This is a genomic window from Streptomyces sp. NPDC050121, from assembly GCF_044460385.1.
Taxonomy (GTDB): Bacteria; Actinomycetota; Actinomycetes; order Streptomycetales; family Streptomycetaceae; genus Streptomyces; species Streptomyces soliscabiei.
Window position 1 is genome coordinate 1 of the sequence record NZ_JBITJV010000025.1, and the last position, 22,439, is coordinate 22,439.

The following is a 22,439-nucleotide window of genomic DNA, read 5'->3' on the forward strand; positions in this document are numbered from 1 at the left end:
GCTCCGGGTAAGTCATTCGGCCCAGGAATACTCTCCGAATTCCTCCCAGCTCAGCCGGGAATACATCAAGGCGCTTCCATGGCGCACTCCGCCCACACCGTCTTGCGTGGGCACGGTTCCGGGACGACGCCCCAGCGGTCGGCCAGGGCGTCCACGAGGAGGAGGCCCCGGCCGGATGGGGAGTCCGCGTCGGGCCGGCCGAGGACCGGGAGACGGTCACCGCGGGTGTCGGTCACCTCGATGCGGAGGGTGTCCGCGATGACGTAGAGGGTGAGCCGGAAGTCCCGTCCCGGGACGCGGCCGTGGGTCGAGGCGTTGGCCGCCAGCTCCGCGACGATCTGCGCCGCGCTGTCCAACGGGAGCCCCCAGGAGCGGAGTTGTTCCGTCGCGAGGAGCCTCGCCAGGCGGGCGCCGCGGGGCGTGGGGGACAGGAGGACGGTGAAGTTGCGGAAGTGGGCGGAGAGTTCGTTTTCAGGGGCACGTGTCTCTTGGTTCACGTGACTCAGAGTGGCGGAGTCTGCTTACTGTGATCAGTGGCGGAGCGTGTGTGGGCGGTTACTGTCTGGCGTTCGTCTCGGGCTGTCTCGGCTGTCCGCGGTGCCGTACGGGTACGGGTGCGCGTTGGAGGTGGTCATGAACGACGGTGTGGACGAGGCCGGTTGGGATGTCGAGCCGGGTGACGAGATCGAGCCGGTAGTGGAGGCAGTGGGGCGTCTGCTCAAGGTCTGCCGCGAGGCGGCGGGCATGCGGACGGCCGACCTGGGCGAGGTCATGGGCTACGGAGAGGACATGATCCGCAAGATGGAGCGCGGGCAGCGGATCCCGAGGCCGGAGTTCCTGGACAGGGCAGACACGTTGCTGAAGGCGCAGGGCCATCTCAGGGCCTTCATGGAGGACATGAGGAAGGCCCGGTATCCGAAGAAGGTGCGGGAGCTGGCAGATTGGGAGGCGCGTGCCGCCGAGCTGCTGGTGTACAGCAACCACAACATCCAGGGGTTGTTGCAGACGCCGGAGTACGCGCGTGCGTTGTTCGAGATGGCGCAGCCGCCGTACTCGGCGGATCAGATCGAGCGTGGAACGGCCGCCCGCATGGCGCGCAAGGCGATCTATGAGCGGGAGCCTGCTCCGTCGCTCAGCTTCGTCCAGGAGCAGGTGACCCTCGAACGCCCGCTCGGCGGGAAGGCGGTGCTGCGTCGACAGCTCGAACACCTGCTGGAGGTAGGGCGGTTGCGCAACGTTACGCTCCAGGTCATGCCGACCGACTGCCAAGAGCACGCCGGAATCCACCAGGGCATGATCCATTTGCTCAAGTTCCCTGATGGCACAGGAATGGGGCGATCCCCCGGTGCCTTCAATGGCCGCCCGGTCTCAACTCCTAGAGACCTCCGTATCCTTGAAATGCGCTACGGCATGATCCGGGCGCAAGCCCTCACACCGAGGGAGTCGCTGGCCTTCGTCGAGAAGCTACTGGGGAGACTATGAGCACGCCGGAACTCCACTGGTTCAAGAGCAGCTACAGCGACAGCAGTGACATCAACGACTGCGTCGAAGTCGCCACCACCCCCGCCACCATCCACATCCGCGACTCCAAGAACCCCGCCCACGGCATACTCACCGTCTCTCCCGGCACCTGGGCCGAGTTCGTCGTCAGCGTGGGGGACCGGCCGCAGGTCGGATGAGTACTCGGGTACGGATACACCAGGTACGGCTGGGCGGCGACGAGTTCCGGGTGATCCGGGCGGACCCGGCCCCCGGACGGCTCGCGCTGCGCGACGACCGCCACTGGCTGTCGATGTACGCCGACCGGGACGGCGCGGCCCAGCTCGTCGCCCTGTGGGCGCTGGCCGCCCGGTCAGCCCGGTCGCTGGTCCATCTGCCGATCCGGGCCAACCCGGTCCCCGAGGGTGTCGTCGGCGACGGCGCGCCGGTCTCGCTGGACCTGGTCCTGGTCCACCACAGTCTGCAGTTTCCGGTCGCGTCGTGGAAGCAGATCAGGGCGCGCCTCGGCGCCGGCAAACCCCATACCGCAACCACCCCGGACCGGGACTTCCCCGACGAGACGGCCATCGACTACGAGCGGCGTCACCACCGCGAGTACCGCGACCACCTCGATTTCGACATCGCCGCGCACACCCTCTTCGTCGTGGGCAGTTCCACCGCGTTCCGCGAACACGGCACCGCGCTGCGCGGCCTCGTCGACGAGGCCCCGTCGCACCCGCACCGCCACCCGGGCGCCGGGCACTTCTGCGTCGAGCTCGGCACCGGACCCTGGCCGCACGCCCAGACGCGCCGCCACGTGCCCGCCCGTCTGCACATCCAGTACTCCAGCACCTGGCGCATGTGACAAACGTGGACCCACCGCTCCCCCGGAATCCACTCGCCTGCCCCCTGCACCGACCGTTAGCGTGCCCGCATGACGACGTCCGCCGCGCACCCCCGTTTCGCCGAAGCCCTCCGCACCCTCGGGCTGGACGGCCTTCCGACGCGCAGTTTCCCCGAGGCGACCCGGACCGCCGCCGAGGCCGCCGCCGCGATCGGGTGTGAGCTGAGTCAGATCTGCAAGTCGCTGATCTTCGCGGCGGACGGCGTGCCGGTGCTGGTGCTGATGGACGGGGCCTCGCGCGTCGACGTGGAGCTGGTGCGCAGGGAACTCGGCGCCGAGAAGGTGACGAGGGCCGCCGCCGACGTCGTACGGGAGACGACCGGGTACGCGATCGGCGGCGTGCCGCCCTTCGGGCACCGCACGCGCACGCGGGTGCTGGCCGACCGGAGCCTGCTCGCGCACGACGTCGTGTGGGCCGCCGCCGGCACCCCGCACACCGTCTTCCCCATGGCGCCCAAGGACCTCGTCGGCCACGCCGACGCGACCCTCGTGGACGTGCGCGAGCGCACCGCGTGACCCCGCTGGTCACCGCGGCCGTCCTGTTCGCCGCGGTCACCCACGCCGGCTGGAACGCCATCGCCCACAAGATCACCGACAAGCTCGTCGGGTTCACGCTCATCGCGGGCGGCGGCATGCTCATCGGGCTCGCGCTCGTGCCGTTCACCGCGTTCCCGGCGGCCGGCGCGTGGCCGTACCTGCTGTCCTCCGCGCTCATCCACATCGCCTACTACGTGCTGCTGATGCGGTCGTTCCGGCTCGGCGACTTCGGGCAGGCGTACCCGATCGCGCGCGGCTCCGCGCCGCTCGTCGTCACCGTCCTCGCCGCCGTCTTCGCGCACGAGGTGCCGGACGGCTGGGCGGCCGCCGGCATCGCTCTGTCGTGCGCGGGCCTGACCGGCGTCGCCCTGTGGGGGCTGCGCGGACGGCGGCCGAACTGGGCGGCGATCGGGGCCGCGCTGGCGACCGGGCTGACCATCGCCTCGTACACGGTCGTCGACGGGCTCGGCGTCCGCGCGTCCGGCTCCTCCCTCGGGTACATCGCCTGGCTGATGGCCGTGCAGGGAGTCGTCCTCCCTGCCTACGCCGTCCACCGCTGGCGCGGCCGGACCGTCACCGTCCTGCGCCCCTTCGCCGCCCTCGGCCTCCTCGGCTCCGCGCTGTCCGTCCTCGCGTACGCCCTCGTCCTGTGGGCGCAGACCCGCGCCGAACTGGCTCCGATCGCCGCCCTGCGCGAGTCGTCGATCCTCGTCGGTGCGGCCATCGGCGCCTTGCTCTTCAAGGAGCGGTTCGGCGCGCCCCGCCTCGTCGCCGCCGGACTCCTCGTCGTCGGCATCGGGCTGATGCTGCACGCCGGTTGACGCGCCGCCCTGCGGATTACGGTGAAGTCATGTCCGAGACAACAGAGTTCACCCCAGCCTTCACCCCAGCCTTCGCCCCGGCCTTAGCCCCCGGCGATCTCGACGCGTACCTTCGGCGGATCGGCTGGGAGGGGGAGCGCCGTGCCGACGCGGCGACGCTGCGGGGCGTGCATCTGGCCCACAGCCTTGCCCTCCCCTTCGAGAACCTGGACCCGCTGCGCGGCACGGTCCCCTCGCTCGACCCCGCGGACCTGATCGCCAAGCTGGTCCGTGGCGGGCGGCGCGGCGGCTACTGCTACGAGCACAACATGCTGCTCGCGGCCGTCCTGGAGGCGCTGGGCTTCCGGGTGACCCTGCTGACGGCGCGGGTCGTCCTGGGCGCGCGGCGGTTCGAGGACCGGCCCCGCACCCACATGGCGCTCCTCGTCGACGTCCCCGGCGACCCGCTGCCGTACCTCGCCGACGTCGGTTTCGGCGCCACGGGAGCCCTGCTCGAACCCGTCCCGCTCACCGCGGACGGCGAGTTCCACGACGTGGGCCGCCGCCATCGACTCGTCCATGCCCCGCACCGTGGCCCGCTGGAGCTGTGGGTGCTGGAAGCGCAAGCCCACGCGGGGTCCGAGGGGGACGTCTGGCAGGCCCAGTACGCCTTCACTCTCGAGCCCTTCGAGCGGCCCGACTTCGAGATGATCAACTGGCACATCGCCACCAACCCCCGCTCCCCGTTCAGCAGCCGCGCCTACGTCCAGCGCGTCACCCCCGACCGGCACCTCCTCCTCGACGGCCCGCTCCTCACCGAGACCCACGCCGACGGCACCGTCAAGCAGCGCGAGCTCACGGATGAGACGGAGGCGCGCCGGGTCCTCGACGAGGAGTTCGACATCGCCGTACCGGACGGATTGCGCCTGCTGTTCTGAGCCGACTGGGTGCGTCCGCCCGCTCTCAGGAGCACCCTGGAAACAGGAGTTCCGGAGGTGATCGTCATGACTGCAATGCACACCGCTGTCGGCTGGCATGTCGAGCTGGAGTTCGAGGAGGACGACCGGCACACGCGCGCGGTAGCGCTGGTGCGGCTGCCCGACGGCAGTGAAGTCAAGGCCGCGGGGCACGCCAGTCGGCACAACGTGGACGCCAACCAGCCCCGGGTCGGAGAGGAGATCGCCGGCGCTCGCGCTCTCAACGAGATCGCCATGCAGCTGCTCACCAAGGCTCACACGGAGATCGACGACGCCTCGGGGCGGACGTCGCACTCGATCAACGTGTGAACGATCCAACGAATAGGCGTTACTGCCTCGTCGCCGCCGTAGCCGTTCGCAGCGCTCGTAGCAGTGCCTGCGCGCGTGGGTCCGCCGTCACGCTCGACCTGAAGCCGTTGGTGACGTAGCCGAAGGCGATGCCCGACTCCGGGTCGGCGAGGCCGAGGGCGCCGCCGCGGCCCGGGTGGCCGAAGGAGGTGGGGGACAGCAGCGGGGACGCGGGTCCGTGCAGCATGTAGCCGAGGCCGAACCGGGTGTTCACCACGAGCACCCGGTCCGGGCCCGACGACTGCTCGGCGCGCGCCAGTTCCACCGTCTCCGGGCGCAGCAGCCGTATGCCGCCGTCCACCTCGCCGATCAGCGACGCGTAGAAGCGGGCCAGGCCGTCGGCGGTGGCGATGCCGTTGGAGGCGGGAAGGGCGGCGGCCCGGTAGGCCGGGTCGTTCTCGTCGGGGAGCGGGGTGATCGCGGCGAACGCGCGGCGGGTGAGGGAGCCGGGGTCGGCGTAGGCGGCGGTGACGGCGGGCTTGGGCCGGGTCTTGAGCGCTCCCGCTTGCGCGGGCACGTCCACCTGCCCCACGCGCCCCACCCGCGCGCTCTGCGCCGCCGGCAGCCCGAGCCACAGGTCGGCCCCCAGCGGCCCGGCGATCTCGTCGGCGATCCACTCCCCGACGGGCCGGCCTGTGATCCGCCGCACCAGCTCGCCCGTCAGCCAGCTGAATGTCTGGGCGTGGTAGCCGTGGTCGGTCCCCGGCTCCCAGACCGGCGCCTGCGCGGCGACCGCCGCCGCGCCCCGCTCGGGGTCCGCGGCCTCGGCGGGCGTCAGCGGCCGGTCCAGCACGGGCACGCCCGCGCGGTGCGCGAGCAGGTGCCGTACGAGCGTCCGGTCCTTGCCCGCGGCCTTGTACTGCGGCCAGTACGCCCCCACGGGCGCGTCCAGGTCCAGCTCGCCGCGCTGGTGCAGCAGCAGGAGGACGGCGGCGGCGACGCCCTTGGTCGCCGACCGCACGATCTGCGCGGTGCCGTGCTCCCAGGGGGCCGCGCCGTCCGCGTCGGCCGCAGCGTCCACGTCCTTCGTGCCGGCCCACAGGTCGACGACCTTGTGCCCGTCCCGGTAGACGGCGACCGCCGCGCCCCGGTCGCCGAGCGTCTCGAAGTTCGCCGCGAACGCCTCCCGGACCGGCTCGAAGCCCTCGGCCACCGCCCCGTTCACGTTCACGCCCACGTCCGCACGCCCTCTCGACCCGCCTCGCTCGGCCTGCCTCGGCCCCGCCTCGGCCTCGCCTTCGACTCTCCGGGGAACACGTACCCCGGGCCTGCGATTCCTGCGTCTCGCTAGCCGAGAAGGATCGTTACGTCGATGTTGCCGCGGGTGGCGTTCGAGTACGGGCACACCTGGTGCGCCGCGTCCACCAGCTTCGCGGCGAGATCGGCGTCCAGGACGGGCAGCGAGACGCTGAGGGCCACCGCCAGCCCGTAGCCCTTGCTCTGGTTCGGACCGATCCCGACCTTCGCCGCCACCGTCGACCCGGCGAGGTCGTAGCCCGCCCGGTTGCCGACGAGGATCAGCGCGTTGTGGAAGCAGGAGCTGTAACCGGCGGCGAAGAGCTGTTCCGGGTTGGTGCCGTTGCCGTCGCCGCCCAGCTGCGGCGGCATCGCCACCTTCAGCTCGATCTGGCCGTCCTGGCTGGTGACATAGCCGTCCCGCCCGCCGTGCGCGGTCGCCTCGGCGACGTACATGATCTTCGTTGGACGGGTGTCGACGGTGTCGACGGCGGCGACAGCGTCGTCGGCGGCGCCTTCGGTCATGCGGGACCTCCCCCGGAATCTTCCCCGATTACATCGTGCACAAGGTACCGGCCGGTAGGGAGGTGGATGCTTACCAGGGGGTAGTAACCGTGGGTAACTTCAGCTCAGGGCCTACCGCGTCCACCGTGCGGGGCCCACCGCGTCTACCGCGCGCGGTCCGCCGCGCTCTGGGCCCGTTCCGCGAGCCCCCACAACTCCTCGCGCAACCGTGCGACCTCCGTCGCCGCGAGCCCCGTCGACGCGAGCAGGGTGCCGGGCACCCGCTCCGCGCGCCCCTTGAGTTCCTCGCCGCGCACGGTGCAGGCGACGAGCACCGTGCGCTCGTCGTGCGCCGAGCGCTCCCGGCGCACCAGCCCCGCCGCCTCCAGCCGCTTCAACAGCGGCGACATCGTGCCGTAGTCCAGCCGCAGCGCCGAGGCCAGCTCCTTGACGGTGGTCTCACCGCGCTCCCACAGGACCAGCAGCACGAGGTACTGCGGGTAGGTGAGGCCCAGCTCGTCCAGGAGCGGGCGGTACGCGGCGGTCACCGCGCGCTGGGCCGCGTACAGCGCGAAGCACAGCTGCTCGTCGAGGAGCAGCGTGCCGTCGGCGGTGGATGCCTCGTTCGTCACGCGCCCATTGTGGCCGAGCGCGGGTCGAACCCGAAGGGCAGCTCCAGGCGGTGCGCGCGCATGACGGCGTCGTCGGCGAGCAGATCACCGGTCGGACCGTCCGCCACGATCACGCCCTCGCTGAGGATCAGGGCGCGCGGGCACAGCTCCAGGGCGTACGGCAGGTCGTGCGTGACCATGAGCACCGTGACGTCCAACGAGCGCAGGATGTCGGCCAGTTCGCGGCGCGAGGCGGGGTCGAGGTTGGAGGACGGCTCGTCCAGGACGAGGATCTCCGGCTCCATGGCGAGCACCGTCGCGACGGCCACCCGGCGCCGCTGGCCGAAGGACAGGTGGTGCGGCGGACGGTCCTTGAACTCCGCCATGCCGACCTGCGCGAGCGCGTGGTCGACGCGGGCCTCCAGCTCCGCGCCCTTCAGCCCGGCGGCCGCCGGTCCGAACGCGACGTCCTCGCGGACCGTCGGCATGAACAGCTGGTCGTCGGGGTCCTGGAAGACGATGCCGACCCTGCGCCGGATCTCGGCCATGTGCCGCTTGCCGACGGGCAGCCCGGCCACCGTCACCGTGCCCGCGCCGCCGGTGAGGATGCCGTTGAGGTGCAGCACCAGGGTCGTCTTGCCGGCGCCGTTCGGGCCGAGCAGCGCGACCCGTTCCCCGCGTGCGACGCAGAAGTCGACGCCGAACAGGGCCTGGTGGCCGTCGGGGTAGGCGAAGGCGAGGCCAAAGACCTCGAGGGAGGCCGGCACACCAGGAACCGTCACGTCGGAAGCCGTCACATCAGTCACAGGGACCATCCCAACACGCAGACGACGAGGGCGGCGAACGGGAGGGTCAGGGCGTACGACCACTGCGCCCGGGACGCGGTCACCTCGTCGATCACCGGCATCGAGCCGGCGTACCCGCGGCTGACCATGGCCAGGTGCACGCGCTCCCCGCGCTCGTAGGAGCGGATGAACAGCGCGCCCGCCGACTTCGCGAGCACCCCCCAGTGCCGCACGCCCCGCGCCTCGAAGCCGCGTGACTCCCGGGCGATCCGCATGCGCCGCATCTCGTCGGTGATGACGTCGCCGTAGCGGATCATGAAGGAGGCGATCTGCACGAGCAGCGGGGGCAGCTTCAGGCGTTGCAGGCCGAGAAGCAGTGCGCGCAGCTCCGTGGTGGACGCCAGGAGCACGGACGCGGCGACGCCCAGGGTGCCCTTCGCGAGGACGTTCCAGGCGCCCCACAGCCCGTTGACGCTGAGGGACAGTCCGAGGACGTCCACGCGCTCGCCCTCAGCCACGAACGGCATCAGCACGGCGAACGCGACGAACGGCACCTCGATCAGCAGCCGCTTCAGCAGGAAACCGGCCGGCACGCGCGCGTGGTACGCGACGAACGCCAGCAGGACGGCGTACAGGGCGAACGCCCACATCGCCTCCCGCGGCGTCGACACGACGACGACCACGAAGGCGAACGTGGCGGCGAGCTTGGTGTGCGGCGGCAGGGCGTGCACGGGCGAGTGTCCGTGCCGGTAGAGCCGGTGCGCGTGTCCCGCTCCCACGACGTCAGACGCCGCTCGTGGAGGCGCTGGTGGACGCGCTCGTCGACGTCGGGGACACGTCGTCCGTACGGCGCCTGCGCACCGCCCAGAACACCGTGCTGCCCGCGACGACGGTCGTGCCGACGCCGATCACGCCCGCGAGACCGCCCGAGAGGCGCGCGTCGGTGATGTCCTTGACGCCGTAGTCGGCGAGCGGGGAGTCGGAGGACGCGTGCTTCTGGGTCCGCCTGTCGATGCCCTTGTCGGCGGCGACCTTCTCCAGGCCGTCGGGGTTGGCGGAGGCGTAGAAGCTGACGAAGCCGGCCAGGACGAGGGAGGTGACCAGACCGGTCACCCACAGCGTGCGCCGGGAGGTGCGCGCCGCGACGGGCGCCGTGCGCGCCCCCTCGGCGGCGGGCGCGTCGACCAGTTCGCCGTTCACCCGCAACTGGAGCCTCTGCCGCAGATCGCGCGCGCCGTGGACGAGATCCGGCCGTACGGCGACGACGGCGCCCACGGTCAGCGCGGTGATGACGGCCTCGCCGACGCCGATCAGCACATGCACGCCGATCATCGCGGTGGCCACCTTGCCGATCGCCACGTCGGTGGTGCCGCCGATCCAGTACAGGAGCGTGAACGCCACGGCGGCGGCCGGCACGGACAGCAGGGCGGCGACGAAGGACGCGGTGGTGATGGACCGGCGGCTGCGCGGCAGCACCTTCACCAGGGCGCGGAAGACGGCGTAGGACACGACGGTCGTCACGATCGCCATGTCGGTGATGTTCACGCCGAGCGCGGTCAGGCCGCCGTCGGCGAAGAGGATGCCCTGCATCAGCAGGACCACGGACACGCACAGGATCCCCGTGTAGGGGCCCACGAGTAGCGCGGCGAGCGCACCGCCCAGCAGATGGCCGCTGGTTCCCGCCGCGACGGGGAAGTTCAGCATCTGCACGGCGAAGATGAACGCGGCCACCAGGCCGGCCAGCGGTGCGGTCCGGTCGTCGAGTTCACGGCGCGCGCCGCGCAGGCTCACGGCGATGGCGCCCGCGGCGACGACTCCGGTCACGGCGGAGGTCGGGGCGTTGATGAATCCGTCGGGTACGTGCACCCGTTGATGATAGTGGCTTAATGCGAATGGTTCGCAAGAGCGAGGGACTTGTCTCTCGTGGATGCTCGTCTATCGCAGATGTGAGATAGGGCGGGACGGAGGCGCGTATTCCAGAAAATATGGGACATTGGGATGAGTGAAAGCGGACTCACAGTTTCCGTACAGGTTACGCTGCGTGAGAGGGTCGGCCGATGTCTGTAGTCGAGCAGTACGCGCGAGCCCACATCGTCACGGACGCGGACCAGGTCGAGGAGGAACGCACGGCCGTCCCCGTCGTTCTGCGCTACGACCCTGAGGTCGACCCCCGCTCGGTGCGCGTCGGACTCCCCGACCGGCACGAGTGGACGTTCTCCCGCAGCCTCCTGGAACAGGGGCTGCGCGCCCCGGCCGGCACCGGCGAGGTGCGGGTGTGGCCGCTGGGGCGCGTCCAGGCCGTCGTCGAGTTCCACTCCGCGCACGGCGTCTCGGTCGTCCAGTTCGAGTCGAAGACGCTGCTGCGCTTCCTGCGCCGCACGTACATGGCGACGGCGCAGCCGGTCACTCACTAGGGCCTGTCCGGCGGATCAAGTCGCAGGAAAGCAGCGGCGCCTGATCAGCGCAGGTGAGCGGGGAATGGTGCGTCCACCTGCAAGGCGGAGGAGGGCGTCGACGCGATGGGGGTCCCCCCGCTCGAGCGCAGCCGAGAGTGGGGGAGTCGGCAACCGACGACAACGCCGCAGGTGGACGTGCCATCCCCCGCGTCTGCGGCATGATCCGCCGGACAGGCCCTAGACGTGTGACTGGTCCTCCGGTCGGGTCTCAGCCGCCCATCCGCAGCAGGGCCGCCACGATCGGGCCCGCCGTGTCGCCGCCGTGGCCGCCCGCCTGAACGACGCCCGCGGCCGCCAGGTCGCCGCGGTAGGCGGTGAACCAGCCGTTGGGCTTGTCCTGGTTGTCGACCTCCGCCGAGCCCGTCTTCGCGCCGTAGTCCGGGCCGAGGCCCGACATCGCCTCGGCGGCGGTGCCGGCCGCGGCGGTGTAGTTCATCAGCTCCCGCAGCTGCGACAGCGTGGACGACGACATCGTGCGCGAGGCCGTCGCGAGGGTGCGGTCGTCCACCGACGGGGCGACCAGGTACGGCTGGTGGAACGTGCCCGCCTTCACCGTGGAGGCGACCGACGCCATGTTCAGGGGGTTCATCCGCACCCCGCCCTGACCGATCAGCGAGGCCGCCATCTGGGCCGCGGACTGCACCGGCACCGAACCGTCGAAGGACGGCACGCCGATGGCCCAGTTGTCCATCGACAGGCCGAAGACCTGCTGCGCCTGCTTGGTCAGACTGTTGTTGTCCAGCTCGGGCGCCTGGCTGATGAAGGCGGTGTTGCAGGAGCGCGCGAAGCTCGCCTTGAACGAGCCGCCCTTGATCTGGAAGTCGTCGTCGTTGTGGAACTTCCAGCCGCCATAGGTGAACGTCTTCGGACAGGGGTGCACCTTGTCCGCCGACGCCAGGCCCTTCTCGATGAGCAGCGACGACGTGATGACCTTCATCGTGGAGCCGGGCGCGAGCGAGCCGTTGAAGGCGGTGTTGAAGCCGGGGCTCGCGTTGGCCACCGCGAGGATCTCGCCCGTGGAGGGGCGCATCACGACGACCGACGAGCGCGCCGTCTTCGCCACCTGCTGCTCGGCGGCGGCCTGCAGGGTCGGGCTCAGCGTCGTCTTCACCGTGCCCGGGGTGCCCTTGCTGAGCTCCAGCAGCGTCTTGTCGGAGGCCTTCTTCGCCTTCGACGCCTTCCCGCGGACGACCCGGAGCTCCACGCCCGCCTTGCCGCCCGCCTTCTTGCCGTACTTCTCCCGCAGGCCGTCCAGCACCGTGCCCAGGGAGGGGTACTTGGCGGCCGTCAGCTCGCCGCCGTCCCGGTCGACGGCCTTCACCGGCGGCGTGCCGGACTCGCCGGTGACGAGCGTGTCGCCGTCCTGCAGGTCCGGGTGGACGACGGACGCGTGCCAGTCGACCTGCGCCTTGCCGTTCTTCGGGTTGCGTACGACGGTGAGCGCGCTGGAGTACGTCAGCGGCTTGCTGACGTCCTTGTACTTCACCGTGCCCGTCACGGAGAACGGGACCTTGGTGCCGGAGGGCGCGCCGGCGGTCAGGGTGACGCCCGTGACGTGGGCGTCCTTGGTGTAGCCGGTCAGGAGGGCGGTGGCGGCGGCGGAGTCGTCCGTGGTGGCGGCGGCCCGGTCCACCTTGCCCTGCTGCCAGGCCGTCAGGAACGTCGCGGCCAGGGTCTTCGCCTCGGCCGCCGTGGGTGCGTCGGCCCTGACCCGCGGGATCTGCTTGCCGTTGGCGGCCGCAGCCGAGCCCTCGTCGGCCGCCGCCCCGCCGCCGTACAGCGCGTAGACGCCGAACCCCGCCCCGCCGACCACGACGGCGATCATGCCGCCGACGACGGCGGGACGCCGCTTGCTCGTGCTGCTCCGCTCGTCGACACGCCTTCTCTTGCCCACTGCCCAGATCCTCCGGATCCTCAGGGACTTTTCCCCCAGCCCCACTGCCCTCGTTGCCCTCATTGACCCCAACGACGGCAACCACACTAGAGTCCCGTGCTGTGGGAGTGACGTCATATGTGACGTCAGCCACCTCGGAGCCGGTGCGCTTGGCCCGTGTGCTTGGCCCGGTGCGCGGGGCCGGTGCGGCAGTGGCCGGTTCAGCCCGCCCGCAGTACCTCCACCACGATCGGGCCGGACGCGTCGACGCCGTGGCCGCCGTCCTGGGTCATCGCCGCGGCGGCGACGTCGCCCCGGTAGCCGGTGAACCAACTGTCGGACTTCGTCTGGCCGTCGACCTCGGCGGAGCCGGTCTTGGCGCCGATCTGACCCCTTAGCCCGGCCATCACCTCGGCCGCGGTGCCGCTGGTGGCGGTGCGGTTCATCATGGAACGCAGTTGCTGCACGGTGCTCGACGACAGTCCACGCGCGTGTGCCGGTTCACGGTCGTCGAGGCTGAGCGGCACGATCACCGGCTGCCGGAACGTGCCCGTCATCGCGGTCGCCGTCACCGAGGCCATGTTCAGCGGGTTCATCTGGACCTTGCCCTGGCCGATCAGCCCGGCCGCGGTGTCCGGGCCGCCGGCTGCCGGGACGGAGCCGTCGAAGGACGGGATGCCGGTCTGCCAGTCGAGGCCGATCCCGAAGCGGTCGCGGGCCTCGTTGGTGAGCGAGTCGACCTTCACCGAGTCCGCGAACTTCACGAACGCCGTGTTGCAGGAGCGGGCGAAGCTCTCCGAGAGCGTCGCGTTCTCGTTCGGCTTCATGCCCTTGATGTTCTGGAAGGTCTGGCTCTCCGAGACGGCCGACGGCGGACAGGGCGCGGGTCCGCTCGCGGTGGTGAGCCCGGTGTCGATGAGGGTGGCCGCGCTGATGATCTTCATGGTGGAGCCGGGCGCGACCTCACCGAGGAACGCGGCGTTCCATCCGTCCGTGCGGTGGTTGGCGACGGCCAGCACCTCGCCGGTGCTCGGCTTGACGGCCACCACCGACGACTGGGCGTACTTCTGCACTGCCCGCTCCGCCGCCGCCTGCACGCTCGTGCTGAGCGTGGTGGGCAGCTTGCCCGCCTTGCCCTCGGCGAGGGTCAGCAGCGGGGTGTCGGCGGTGTCCGGGGCGGCGTGGTGGATCGCCAGCTCGACGCTCGCCGTGCCGCCCGCCTCCTTCCCGTACTTGGCGCGCAGCTGGTCCAGGATCGGCCCCAGGGAGGGGTACTTCTCCTTCGTCAGGACGTTGCCGTCCCGGTCCACGGCCTCGATCGGCGGCGCCGCCGAGGCGCCCGTGACCAGCGTGTCGTCCATGTTCTTCAGCTCGGGATGCACGACCGAAGGCTGCCAGTCCACCAGCGCCTTGCCGGTGGTGAGCCCGCGTACGACGGTGAGCCGGCTCTGGTACGCCAGCGGCTTGGACTTCCCGTCGTACGACACCGTCGCCCTGACGCTGAACGGCACGCTGTCCCCGACCGCCGCGCCCGGTGTGATCTTCACCCCGGTGATGTGCGCGGCCTGGCCGTACGAGGTCAGCAACGGCCCGGCCTTCGCCGCGTTGTTGGTCAGCTGGGCGGCCACCGCGGCCTGCCCCTTCTCCCAGGCCGCGAAGAACTTGCCGCTCGTGTCCTTCACTTCGGAGCCGCTGGGCGGCCCGGTCTTCACGGCCACCGGCTCGGACGACCCCGGCGCGCCGCCGCCGTCCCCGTTGAGCGCGTTCACGATATTGAAGGCGCCATACCCGGCCCCGCCCACCATCACGGCGAACACCGACCCGACAATGGCTGCCTTGGCCCCCTTGTGCATGCTGTGCACCCTCCCCGTTGACCCCGCCGGACCCGCCGGACCCGACGGATCCCCCGAACCCGTCCCCGCCTCACGGGCGCATTCTGAACGTGTTCAGAAAGTTCTTCTCAGGGCCACAGTAAGCGGAAAGGGTGATGCGTGGTGCGACAGTTTTCGCAATCGTTAGACCCAGGTGTCCAACCACATACGTGAACGCCAGTTGTCGATCGGGATCGACGTCCCCGTGTACAAAGGCCAGAAATAGATGAAGTTCCAGGCGATGAGCAGGACCAGGACGCCCGCTCCCGTCGCTCCCGCCACGCGGCGGGTGTCGCTCGAACCCGGTGGGCCGATGATCGCACCGATCATCATCGCCACCGCCAGACAGAGGAACGGCAGGAAGACGACGGCGTAGAAGAGGAAGATCGTGCGTTCCTGGTACATGAACCACGGCAGGTAGCCGGCCGCGATGCCGCAGGCGATCGCGCCCGCGCGCCAGTCGCGGCGGAAGAGCCAGCGCCACAGGACGTAGGCGATGGCGAAACAGCCCGCCCACCACAGCACCGGCGTGCCGATCGCGAGGACCTCACGGGCGCACTTCTCGCCCGCGTCGGACGGACAGCCGTCCTTGCCGGCCGCGGGGGACTCGTAGAAGTACGACACCGGACGGCCCAGGACCAGCCAGCTCCACGGGTTCGACTGGTACGGGTGCGGCGAGGTGAGGTGGGTGTGGAACTCGTACACCTCGTGCTCGTAGTGCCACAGGCTGCGCCACCAGTCGGGGAACAGCCACGTCCAGTTGCCGCCCTTGCCGTCGGCGGCCGCCCAGTTGCGGTAGTAGCCGCCCGAGCCGTCGGTGGCGGACAGGATCCAGCCCGTCCACGACGCCACATAGGTGACCAGCGCGATCGGGACCGTCGACAGGAACGCGAAGCCCGTGTCGCGCTTCAGCGCCGCCAGGTACGGACGGCGGGCGCCCGCCACCTTGCGCGAACCGGCGTCCCACAACACCGTCATCACACAGAACGCGACCAGGATGTACAGGCCGTTCCACTTCGTGCCGATGGCCAGACCCAGCAGCAGGCCCGCGCCCCAGCGCCAGGGGCGGAATCCGATGCGGGTGGTCTCGGCGATGTGCGCGTTCGGGCGGTAGCGGCCGTCCTCGTCCGGCTGGAGCGCGGCGGCGAGTTTCGCGCGGGCCCGCTCCCGGTCGGCCACCAGACAGCCGAACGCCGCCAGCACGAAGAACATCAGCACGCCGTCGAGCAGCGCGGCGCGGCTCATCACGAAGTGCAGCCCGTCCACGGCCATCAGGGCGCCCGCCAGGCAGCCCAGGAACGTGGAGCGGAAGACACGGCGGCCGATCCGGCACAGCAGGAAGACGGAGAGCGTCCCGAGTACGGCGGTCATGAACCGCCAGCCGTACGGGTCGAACCCGAAGATCAGTTCGCCCAGCCCGATCACGTACTTGCCGACCGGCGGATGCACGACGTACGCCGCGTCCGTCGGGATCGGGACATGTCCGCCCGAGGAGAGGATGACGTCGTTGGCGTTCTTGTCCCAGTTGACCTCAAACCCGCGGTGGACGACCGCCCACGCGTCCTTGGCGTAGTACGTCTCGTCGAATATCACCGCCTTGGGGCTGCCCAGGTGCCAGAACCGCATCACCCCCGCCATCAGCGTGACCAGCAGCGGCCCGCCCCAGGACGACCAGCGCACGAGCCGCTCCGCCCACCGGTGCGGGACACCGAGCGCCTGCCACACGCGCGGGCTGGGCTTCGCGAACGGCGGCACCAGCCGCTCACGGACGTCGGCGGCGGGTTCCGCCGTGTATCCGAAACGGCGCAGCCGCTGCTGCCACGCGGGCCGCTGATCGTGCGGCGGCCGGTCGGGCCGGTAGTCCGTGGAGTCCATGGAGGACGCGGTACTGGTCACCGCGCCATCGTAGGGAACAGGTCTGTGTGAGTCCCGTGCTTGGGGCCTCCCTCGGCCCTGCGAGGATGGAAACGTGACAGCCGCACCCCGAAGCACGTCCACAGCCTCGCCCGCAACCCCCTCCGCGACCACGCCCGGAATCCTCGTGCTCGCCGGTACGCCCATCGGCGACGTCTCCGACGCCCCGCCCCGGCTCGCCGCCGAGCTGGCCGGCGCCGATGTCATCGCCGCCGAGGACACCCGGCGGCTGCGGCGGCTGACGCAGGCGCTCGGGGTGACGCCCAAGGGGCGCATCGTGTCCTACTTCGAGGGCAACGAGTCCGCCCGTACGCCCGAACTGGTCGAGGACCTCGCGGGCGGCGCGCGCGTGCTGCTCGTCACCGACGCCGGGATGCCCTCGGTCTCCGACCCCGGCTACCGGCTGGTCGCCGCGGCCGTCGAGCGGGACATCCGGGTCACCGCCGTCCCCGGCCCGTCCGCGGTGCTCACCGCGCTGGCCCTGTCCGGGCTGCCCGTCGACCGGTTCTGCTTCGAGGGATTCCTGCCGAGGAAGGCGGGGGAGCGGCTGTCGCGGCTGCGGGAGGTCGCGTCGGAGCGCCGCACGCTCGTCTACTTCGAGGCCCCGCACCGGCTCGACGACACCCTCGCGGCGATGGCCGAGGTCTTCGGCGCCGACCGGCGGGCGGCCGTGTGCCGTGAGCTGACCAAGACGTACGAGGAGGTCAGGCGCGGCCCGCTGGGCGAGCTGGCGGAGTGGGCGGCCGAGGGTGTGCGCGGCGAGATCACCGTCGTCGTCACCGGCGCGCCCGAGCGCGGGCCGCAGGAGCTCGACGCGGCGGAACTGGTGCGGCGGGTGCGGGTGCGCGAGGAGGCCGGCGAGCGCCGCAAGGAGGCCATCGCGGCGGTGGCGGCGGAGGCCAATCTGCCCAAGCGGGAGGTGTTCGACGCCGTCGTGGCGGCGAAGAACGCGGGGGGCGCAGGGGCCCTGTGAAGGGGCTCACACCCCCTCTGAGCAGGGTGCATGTCGTCTGAGCGTGCGCCCCATGTGCGGGCAAAGGGCAGTCGCCGAATGCAAAGCCCACCCCCGTCAGTGAGGCCGCTTTGGCAAGGAAAGTCCAAATCGACTCCAACAGTGCACAGGCCTGATGCATTCGGTCCGGTCGAGGCGTCCACTGGTGACAGGGACGCACCCGTCCCTCGCTCCCAAGGGCGTTCCGGGGGGAACGCCCGCGCCGGGAGCGCTTGTCCAGCGGACAGCAGGAGCTGGCATGAGTGAGATCACAGGGCAGACCGGCCTGAGGGGCGGCGCGAGCGCCGTCGTCAACGAGTCGTACTCCTTCGCCTGCATGCGCTGCGGGCACGGCTGGGAACAGTCGTACGAGATAGAGCACCACACCGACGCCGACGGCCACGAGTTCGTCCTCTACGTGGCGAACGGCCAGGTCGTGCCGTCCCCGCTGAGCCGCCCCGCGTGCCAGAACTGCGACGGGCACGTCGTGCGCATCATGGCGGCGGGACAGGTCTCGTCGGTGCTCAGTGCGGCGCGTCAGCGCACGTCGCCCCCGGCTGGACCGGTCGAGGCGCCGGTGACGGCCGCAGAGGAGGAAGCCGGGCGGCAGCGGGCCGGGGAACGGCCCGAGGAGCACCACCACTGGCACCTGTCCGATCTCCTGCACCCCTTCCGCAAGGCCGGCTAGCAAGCCCGGCCGGCGAGGCCGGCCAGCAGGGCAGGGCGTGGCCCTTCCGTAGGATCGGGGCATGTCTTCGAACGCCGGCAAGAACGCCGACAAGAGCGCCGCGCCGCCGCTTCCGGCCCCCCTCGGGGTACCGGTCGCCGACTCCCACACCCACCTCGACATGCAGTCGGGCACGGTGGAGGAGGCCCTCGCGAAAGCCGCGTCGGTCGGTGTGACGACCGTCGTCCAGGTCGGCTGCGACGTACGGGGCTCCCGGTGGGCGGCCGAGACGGCGGCGGCGTACGACAGCGTCCACGCCGCCGTCGCCCTGCACCCGAACGAGGCGCCGCGCATCGTGCACGGCGACCCTGGGGGAGGCTGGTCCCGGCAGGGCGCGCGCGAGCCGGGCGGCTCCGGGGCGCTCGACGAGGCGCTCGCCGAGATCGACCGCCTGGCGGCGCTCGCGCACGTCAAGGGCGTCGGAGAGACGGGACTCGACTACTTCCGCACCGGCCCCGAGGGCAAGGAAGCGCAGGAGAACTCCTTCCGCGCCCATATCGAGATCGCCAAGCGGCACGGCAAGGCCCTGGTCATCCACGACCGCGACGCCCACGCCGACGTCCTGCGGGTCCTGAAGGAGGAGGGCGCCCCCGAGCGCACCGTCTTCCACTGCTACTCCGGCGACGCCGAGATGGCCGCGATCTGCGCCCGCGCCGGGTACTTCATGTCCTTCGCCGGGAACGTCACCTTCAAGAACGCCCAGCAGTTGCGGGACGCCGTCGCCGTGGCCCCGTTGGACCTGCTCCTGGTGGAGACCGACGCCCCGTTCCTGACCCCGGCGCCCTACCGGGGCCGTCCCAACGCGCCGTACCTCATCCCCGTCACGGTGCGTGCCATGGCCGCCGTACGGGACATCGGCGAGGACGCCCTGGCCGCCGCCCTCGCCGCCAACACGGCACGCGCGTTCGGTTACTGAACGCCTCCCGAGACGTCGAACACAACTCTCAGTAGCCGGGTCGCTTTGGAGAGTGACGGTCGCTCCGCTAGGTTCTGGGGGCCCGATCCGGACCCCACCCCCCTGGAGTGTCGGCGTGAGCAACTCGCAGCACCTCGAGTACGACCCCTACGGCGGTGGCGGATCGTGCGTCGGCCTGCACAACGCGGAGACGATCGCGTACGGCGTGTACGCGGCCCCCGGAACGTACGACGACACCTACCGGCCCGCATACGAGGCGTACGAGACCTACGAGGCGTACAAGACCTACGAGGCGTACGAGACCTACGAGGCGTACGGGGACCATGCCCACGGGGCGCATGAGGCTTACGAGGCGCCGCCCCCGCCTCCCGAGACCCTCGTGCTGCCGGCGTCGGTCCAGTTCGCGACCGAGCCGCCGTTTCCGCGGCAGAGAGCGGGGCGGGCCGGGCGCCGGCGCAGGACGCGCTCCGCCGAGCGCCCGGAATCCACGATGCGCCGCCTGCTCCCGCAGGCCCTCGTCGTCGCGTTCCTGGCCGGCGGCACCACCGCCTTCGTCGCCGAGGACAAGGCGGTCGAGCTGACCGTCGACGGCAAGCCCCGCACCCTGCACACCTTCGCCGACGACGTGGGCGAACTCCTCGCGGAGGAGGGCGTGCAGGTAGGGGCGCACGACCGGGTGGCGCCCGCCCCCGGCGCCGAGCTCACCGACGGCGACGAGATCGCCGTCCGCTACGGCCGCCCCCTCCGCCTCACCCTGGACGGACAGCGGCACGACCTGTGGACGACGGCGCAGACGGTTGAGGAGGCGCTCCAACAGCTCGGGGTGCGTGCGGAGGGCGCGTACATGTCCGTCTCGCGCGCCCAGCGCATCGGCCGCGCGGGACTCGCGCTGGACGTGCGCACCGAGCGCGCCGTCACCGTCATGGCCGACGGCCGGGCCCGCACCATCCGCACCAACGCGGCGACCGTGCGCGAGGCGGTCGAGGCCGCCGGGATCGTTCTGCGCGGCCAGGACACCACGTCCGTCGCGCCCGACAGCTTCCCGCGCGACGGGCAGACCGTCACCGTGCTGCGGATCACCGGCGCCAAGGAGGTGCGCGAGGAGGCGCTCCCGTTCGCCGTGCGCCGCACCGACGACCCCTCGCTGTTCACCGGCACGGAGGTCGTGGACCAGGCCGGACAGCCCGGACTGCGGCGCGACACGTACTCCCTGCGCCTCGTCAACGGCGTGAAGCAGAAGCCCAGGCGGATCCGCAGCGAGATCGTGCGCGAGCCCCGCGAGCAGGTGGTGAAGGTCGGGACGAAGCCGCTGCCGCCGTCCGTGCGGGGCGCCGACGGCCTGAACTGGCAGAGCCTCGCGGCCTGCGAGTCGGGCGGCCGGCCGGGCGCCGTCGACCCCTCGGGCAACTACGGCGGGCTGTACCAGTTCGACACCCGCACCTGGCACAGCCTCGGCGGCAGCGGACGACCCCAGGACGCCCCGGCGGCGGAACAGACCTTCCGCGCGAAGAAGCTGTACGTGCGCCGTGGGGCGAGCCCCTGGCCGCACTGCGGGAGACGACTGCACGGCTGAGGTGCGGCGGCGGGGGTGTCAGTGCGTCCCCGTACCCTTGTCGCGTGAGTACCAGCCCCACCCCCGACGCCCTTCTGGGCCCCGCCGACATCCGTGAGCTGGCGGCGGTCCTCGGCGTGCGTCCCACCAAACAGCGCGGCCAGAACTTCGTGATCGACGCGAACACGGTCCGCCGCATCGTCCGCACCGCGGGGGTCCGGCCCGACGACGTCGTCGTCGAGGTCGGCCCGGGCCTCGGCTCCCTCACCCTCGCCCTGCTGGAGGCCGCCGACCGGGTCACGGCCGTCGAGATCGACGACGTCCTGGCCGGCGCTCTCCCCGCGACGATCGCGGCACGCATGCCGGAGCGCGCGGACCGCTTCGCGCTCGTGCACTCCGACGCGATGCAGGTGACCGAGCTGCCCGGCCCCGCCCCGACCGCGCTGGTCGCGAACCTGCCGTACAACGTGGCCGTGCCCGTGCTGCTGCACATGCTGGAGATGTTCCCGAGCATCGAGCGCACCCTCGTCATGGTCCAGTCGGAGGTCGCCGACCGGCTCGCCGCCGGCCCCGGTTCGAAGGTGTACGGCGTTCCCTCCGTCAAGGCCAACTGGTACGCCGAGGTCAAGCGGGCCGGCGCCATCGGCCGCAACGTGTTCTGGCCCGCGCCGAACGTCGACAGCGGACTGGTCTCCCTCGTGCGCCGCAGCGAGCCGATCAGGACGACGGCGTCGCGCCGCGAGGTCTTCGCCGTCGTCGACGCGGCGTTCGCCCAGCGCCGCAAGACCCTGCGGGCCGCGCTCGCCGGATGGGCGGGCTCCGCGGCGCAGGCGGAGGCGGCCCTCGTCGCGGCCGGCGTCTCGCCCCAGGCGCGCGGAGAGGCCATCACGGTCGAGGAGTTCGCGAGGATCGCCGAGAACAAGGGCGAGCACGAGAACGGGATCAAGGGCGAGAACAAGGAGTCGGGGCAGAAGTGAGTGTCACGGTGCGGGTGCCGGCCAAGGTCAACGTGCGGCTCGCGGTGGGCGCGGCCCGGGCGGACGGCTTCCACGACCTGGCCAACGTCTTCCTGGCGGTCGGCCTGTACGACGAGGTCACGGTGACCCCGGCCGACACGCTGAGCGTCACCTGCGAGGGCCCGGACGCGGACCGGGTCCCCCTGGACCGCACCAACCTCGCGGCGAAGGCGGCGATCGCTCTCGCCGAGCGGTACGGCCGTGACCCCGACGTGCACCTCCACATCGCCAAGGACATCCCCGTCGCCGGGGGCATGGCGGGCGGCAGCGCGGACGGCGCGGGCGCGCTGCTGGCCTGCGACGCGCTGTGGGGCACGGGCGCCTCCCGTGACGAACTCCTCGACATCTGCGCCGAGTTGGGCAGCGACGTGCCCTTCAGCCTGGTCGGCGGGGCGGCACTGGGCACCGGACGGGGCGAGAAGCTGACGGCCCTGGAGGTCGGCGGCACGTTCCACTGGGTGTTCGCGATGGCCGAGCGGGGGCTGTCGACCCCGGCGGTGTTCCGCGAGTTCGACCGCCTGGCGGAGGGCCAGAGCGTTCCGGAACCGCTCGCTTCACGCGACCTCCTGGCCGCCCTCGCGAAGGGCGACCCCGACGCGCTCGCGGCCACCCTCTCCAACGACCTCCAGCCCGCCGCGCTGTCCCTCTTCCCCGAGCTTGCGGACACCCTCGCCGCGGGCCGCACGGCAGGCGCCCTCGCCACCCTGGTCTCGGGCTCGGGCCCCACCACGGCCCACCTGGCCCGCGACGCCGCCTCGGCAGCAGAAATCGCAGAGAAACTACGAACCTCGGGCACCTGCAAAAGCGTCCGAGTGGCGTCGGGACCGGCACCGGGGGCGACGGTTGTCGAGCGCCGGCGATAACCGGCGGCTTTTCGGGTTCCTCTCTTCCCAGGAGAGTCGGGACGGGGGTCCCCCGCGCGAGCGCAGCCGAGCGTGGGGC

The 22,439-nt window shown here is 71.5% G+C and carries 24 protein-coding genes; 14 read left to right on the top strand and 10 right to left on the bottom strand.

Annotated features, from left to right (window positions below; all coding sequences use genetic code 11):
* Positions 1-65: 65 nt before the first annotated feature.
* Positions 66-497 carry an ATP-binding protein gene (locus ACIBTS_RS31530; RefSeq protein WP_399323852.1) on the bottom strand — a complete coding sequence of 144 codons (432 nt, stop codon included), beginning with the start codon at positions 495-497 and terminating at the stop codon, positions 66-68.
* Between the two features lie 136 nt (positions 498-633).
* Here ACIBTS_RS31530 and ACIBTS_RS31535 point away from each other — a divergent pair, with 136 nt between their 5' ends.
* The 7 genes from ACIBTS_RS31535 to ACIBTS_RS31565 all read left to right on the top strand — a co-directional run bounded on the left by ACIBTS_RS31535 (position 634) and on the right by ACIBTS_RS31565 (position 5,006).
* Positions 634-1,482, top strand: a complete 849-nt coding sequence (locus tag ACIBTS_RS31535) for a helix-turn-helix domain-containing protein (protein ID WP_399323854.1) — start codon at positions 634-636, stop codon at positions 1,480-1,482.
* A complete protein-coding gene (locus tag ACIBTS_RS31540; RefSeq protein WP_399323857.1) occupies positions 1,479-1,679 on the top strand; it encodes a DUF397 domain-containing protein in 201 nt (66 codons plus the stop codon). Before ACIBTS_RS31535 ends, ACIBTS_RS31540 begins: the two co-directional genes overlap by 4 nt.
* Positions 1,676-2,344 carry a hypothetical protein gene (locus ACIBTS_RS31545; protein WP_399323859.1) on the top strand — a complete coding sequence of 223 codons (669 nt, stop codon included), beginning with the start codon at positions 1,676-1,678 and terminating at the stop codon, positions 2,342-2,344. The genes ACIBTS_RS31540 and ACIBTS_RS31545 overlap by 4 nt, the downstream gene beginning before the upstream one ends.
* A gap of 69 nt (positions 2,345-2,413) precedes the next feature.
* Entirely contained in the window at positions 2,414-2,899 is a 486-nt protein-coding gene (locus tag ACIBTS_RS31550; protein ID WP_399323861.1) for a YbaK/EbsC family protein, read from the top strand.
* On the top strand, positions 2,896-3,741 hold the full coding sequence (locus ACIBTS_RS31555) for an EamA family transporter (RefSeq protein ID WP_399323863.1): 846 nt from the start codon (positions 2,896-2,898) through the stop codon (positions 3,739-3,741). The genes ACIBTS_RS31550 and ACIBTS_RS31555 overlap by 4 nt, the downstream gene beginning before the upstream one ends.
* Positions 3,742-3,770: 29 nt before the next feature.
* Positions 3,771-4,658 (top strand): arylamine N-acetyltransferase, encoded by an 888-nt coding sequence (locus ACIBTS_RS31560; RefSeq protein WP_399323865.1) that lies wholly within the window; start codon positions 3,771-3,773, stop codon positions 4,656-4,658.
* 75 nt (positions 4,659-4,733) lie between these two features.
* Positions 4,734-5,006, top strand: coding sequence for a DUF1876 domain-containing protein (locus ACIBTS_RS31565; RefSeq protein ID WP_319344659.1), 273 nt, complete (start codon positions 4,734-4,736; stop codon positions 5,004-5,006).
* 19 nt (positions 5,007-5,025) lie between these two features.
* Here ACIBTS_RS31565 and ACIBTS_RS31570 read toward each other — a convergent pair whose 3' ends face one another.
* The 6 genes from ACIBTS_RS31570 to ACIBTS_RS31595 form a co-directional block, all read right to left on the bottom strand.
* Positions 5,026-6,216, bottom strand: coding sequence for a serine hydrolase domain-containing protein (locus ACIBTS_RS31570; RefSeq protein ID WP_399323867.1), 1,191 nt, complete (start codon positions 6,214-6,216; stop codon positions 5,026-5,028).
* A 116-nt stretch (positions 6,217-6,332) separates the two neighbouring features.
* Positions 6,333-6,806 carry an organic hydroperoxide resistance protein gene (locus ACIBTS_RS31575; RefSeq protein WP_319671086.1) on the bottom strand — a complete coding sequence of 158 codons (474 nt, stop codon included), beginning with the start codon at positions 6,804-6,806 and terminating at the stop codon, positions 6,333-6,335.
* Between the two features lie 143 nt (positions 6,807-6,949).
* Positions 6,950-7,417: a MarR family transcriptional regulator gene (locus tag ACIBTS_RS31580; RefSeq protein WP_319671085.1), complete on the bottom strand. Its 468-nt coding sequence runs from the start codon at positions 7,415-7,417 to the stop codon at positions 6,950-6,952.
* The gene (locus ACIBTS_RS31585; protein ID WP_399323870.1) at positions 7,414-8,211 is read right to left on the bottom strand and encodes an energy-coupling factor ABC transporter ATP-binding protein; all 798 of its coding nucleotides are present in this window, start codon (positions 8,209-8,211) and stop codon (positions 7,414-7,416) included. The genes ACIBTS_RS31580 and ACIBTS_RS31585 overlap by 4 nt, the downstream gene beginning before the upstream one ends.
* Positions 8,199-8,960: a cobalt ECF transporter T component CbiQ gene (gene cbiQ, locus ACIBTS_RS31590; RefSeq protein ID WP_319671083.1), complete on the bottom strand. Its 762-nt coding sequence runs from the start codon at positions 8,958-8,960 to the stop codon at positions 8,199-8,201. The genes ACIBTS_RS31585 and cbiQ overlap by 13 nt, the downstream gene beginning before the upstream one ends.
* A 4-nt stretch (positions 8,961-8,964) precedes the next feature.
* On the bottom strand, positions 8,965-10,047 hold the full coding sequence (locus ACIBTS_RS31595; RefSeq protein ID WP_399323872.1) for an energy-coupling factor ABC transporter permease: 1,083 nt from the start codon (positions 10,045-10,047) through the stop codon (positions 8,965-8,967).
* A gap of 191 nt (positions 10,048-10,238) precedes the next feature.
* Between ACIBTS_RS31595 and ACIBTS_RS31600 the strand changes: the two genes are divergently transcribed.
* Positions 10,239-10,595: an SsgA family sporulation/cell division regulator gene (locus tag ACIBTS_RS31600; RefSeq protein WP_319671081.1), complete on the top strand. Its 357-nt coding sequence runs from the start codon at positions 10,239-10,241 to the stop codon at positions 10,593-10,595.
* Between the two features lie 250 nt (positions 10,596-10,845).
* Here the strand turns inward: ACIBTS_RS31600 and ACIBTS_RS31605 are convergent, their stop codons facing one another.
* The 3 genes from ACIBTS_RS31605 to ACIBTS_RS31615 all read right to left on the bottom strand — a co-directional run bounded on the left by ACIBTS_RS31605 (position 10,846) and on the right by ACIBTS_RS31615 (position 16,277).
* Entirely contained in the window at positions 10,846-12,531 is a 1,686-nt protein-coding gene (locus ACIBTS_RS31605; RefSeq protein ID WP_319671080.1) for a penicillin-binding transpeptidase domain-containing protein, read from the bottom strand.
* Between the two features lie 200 nt (positions 12,532-12,731).
* Positions 12,732-14,363, bottom strand: a complete 1,632-nt coding sequence (locus ACIBTS_RS31610) for a penicillin-binding transpeptidase domain-containing protein (protein WP_399323874.1) — start codon at positions 14,361-14,363, stop codon at positions 12,732-12,734.
* Positions 14,364-14,525: 162 nt separating this feature from the next.
* The gene (locus ACIBTS_RS31615; protein ID WP_399323876.1) at positions 14,526-16,277 is read right to left on the bottom strand and encodes a dolichyl-phosphate-mannose--protein mannosyltransferase; all 1,752 of its coding nucleotides are present in this window, start codon (positions 16,275-16,277) and stop codon (positions 14,526-14,528) included.
* A 139-nt stretch (positions 16,278-16,416) separates the two neighbouring features.
* Here ACIBTS_RS31615 and rsmI point away from each other — a divergent pair, with 139 nt between their 5' ends.
* From rsmI to ACIBTS_RS31645, 6 genes are all read left to right on the top strand, one after another.
* Positions 16,417-17,268, top strand: a complete 852-nt coding sequence (gene rsmI, locus ACIBTS_RS31620) for a 16S rRNA (cytidine(1402)-2'-O)-methyltransferase (protein ID WP_399324044.1) — start codon at positions 16,417-16,419, stop codon at positions 17,266-17,268.
* Between the two features lie 277 nt (positions 17,269-17,545).
* Entirely contained in the window at positions 17,546-17,974 is a 429-nt protein-coding gene (locus ACIBTS_RS31625) for a hypothetical protein (protein WP_399323878.1), read from the top strand.
* Between the two features lie 61 nt (positions 17,975-18,035).
* Positions 18,036-18,929, top strand: a complete 894-nt coding sequence (locus ACIBTS_RS31630) for a TatD family hydrolase (RefSeq protein ID WP_399323880.1) — start codon at positions 18,036-18,038, stop codon at positions 18,927-18,929.
* A gap of 115 nt (positions 18,930-19,044) precedes the next feature.
* Complete coding sequence (locus ACIBTS_RS31635; RefSeq protein WP_399323882.1) at positions 19,045-20,502, top strand: ubiquitin-like domain-containing protein; 1,458 nt, start codon at positions 19,045-19,047, stop codon at positions 20,500-20,502.
* A 44-nt stretch (positions 20,503-20,546) separates the two neighbouring features.
* Complete coding sequence (gene rsmA / locus ACIBTS_RS31640) at positions 20,547-21,458, top strand: 16S rRNA (adenine(1518)-N(6)/adenine(1519)-N(6))-dimethyltransferase RsmA (protein ID WP_399323883.1); 912 nt, start codon at positions 20,547-20,549, stop codon at positions 21,456-21,458.
* Entirely contained in the window at positions 21,455-22,360 is a 906-nt protein-coding gene (locus ACIBTS_RS31645) for a 4-(cytidine 5'-diphospho)-2-C-methyl-D-erythritol kinase (RefSeq protein WP_399323884.1), read from the top strand. The genes rsmA and ACIBTS_RS31645 overlap by 4 nt, the downstream gene beginning before the upstream one ends.
* Positions 22,361-22,439: the final 79 nt, after the last annotated feature.

What these genes read in the sequence shown, in the direction of transcription:
- ACIBTS_RS31585 (WP_399323870.1), bottom strand. Translation starts at nt 8,211, where the DNA reads ATGGTCCCTGTGACTGATGTGACGGCTTCCGACGTGACGGTTCCTGGT.
- ACIBTS_RS31575 (WP_319671086.1), bottom strand. Translation starts at nt 6,806, where the DNA reads ATGACCGAAGGCGCCGCCGACGACGCTGTCGCCGCCGTCGACACCGTC.
- ACIBTS_RS31540 (WP_399323857.1), top strand. Translation starts at nt 1,479, where the DNA reads ATGAGCACGCCGGAACTCCACTGGTTCAAGAGCAGCTACAGCGACAGC.
- ACIBTS_RS31565 (WP_319344659.1), top strand. Translation starts at nt 4,734, where the DNA reads ATGCACACCGCTGTCGGCTGGCATGTCGAGCTGGAGTTCGAGGAGGAC.
- ACIBTS_RS31545 (WP_399323859.1), top strand. Translation starts at nt 1,676, where the DNA reads ATGAGTACTCGGGTACGGATACACCAGGTACGGCTGGGCGGCGACGAG.
- ACIBTS_RS31560 (WP_399323865.1), top strand. Translation starts at nt 3,771, where the DNA reads ATGTCCGAGACAACAGAGTTCACCCCAGCCTTCACCCCAGCCTTCGCC.
- ACIBTS_RS31550 (WP_399323861.1), top strand. Translation starts at nt 2,414, where the DNA reads ATGACGACGTCCGCCGCGCACCCCCGTTTCGCCGAAGCCCTCCGCACC.
- ACIBTS_RS31630 (WP_399323880.1), top strand. Translation starts at nt 18,036, where the DNA reads ATGTCTTCGAACGCCGGCAAGAACGCCGACAAGAGCGCCGCGCCGCCG.
- ACIBTS_RS31535 (WP_399323854.1), top strand. Translation starts at nt 634, where the DNA reads ATGAACGACGGTGTGGACGAGGCCGGTTGGGATGTCGAGCCGGGTGAC.
- ACIBTS_RS31600 (WP_319671081.1), top strand. Translation starts at nt 10,239, where the DNA reads ATGTCTGTAGTCGAGCAGTACGCGCGAGCCCACATCGTCACGGACGCG.
- ACIBTS_RS31625 (WP_399323878.1), top strand. Translation starts at nt 17,546, where the DNA reads ATGAGTGAGATCACAGGGCAGACCGGCCTGAGGGGCGGCGCGAGCGCC.
- ACIBTS_RS31610 (WP_399323874.1), bottom strand. Translation starts at nt 14,363, where the DNA reads ATGCACAAGGGGGCCAAGGCAGCCATTGTCGGGTCGGTGTTCGCCGTG.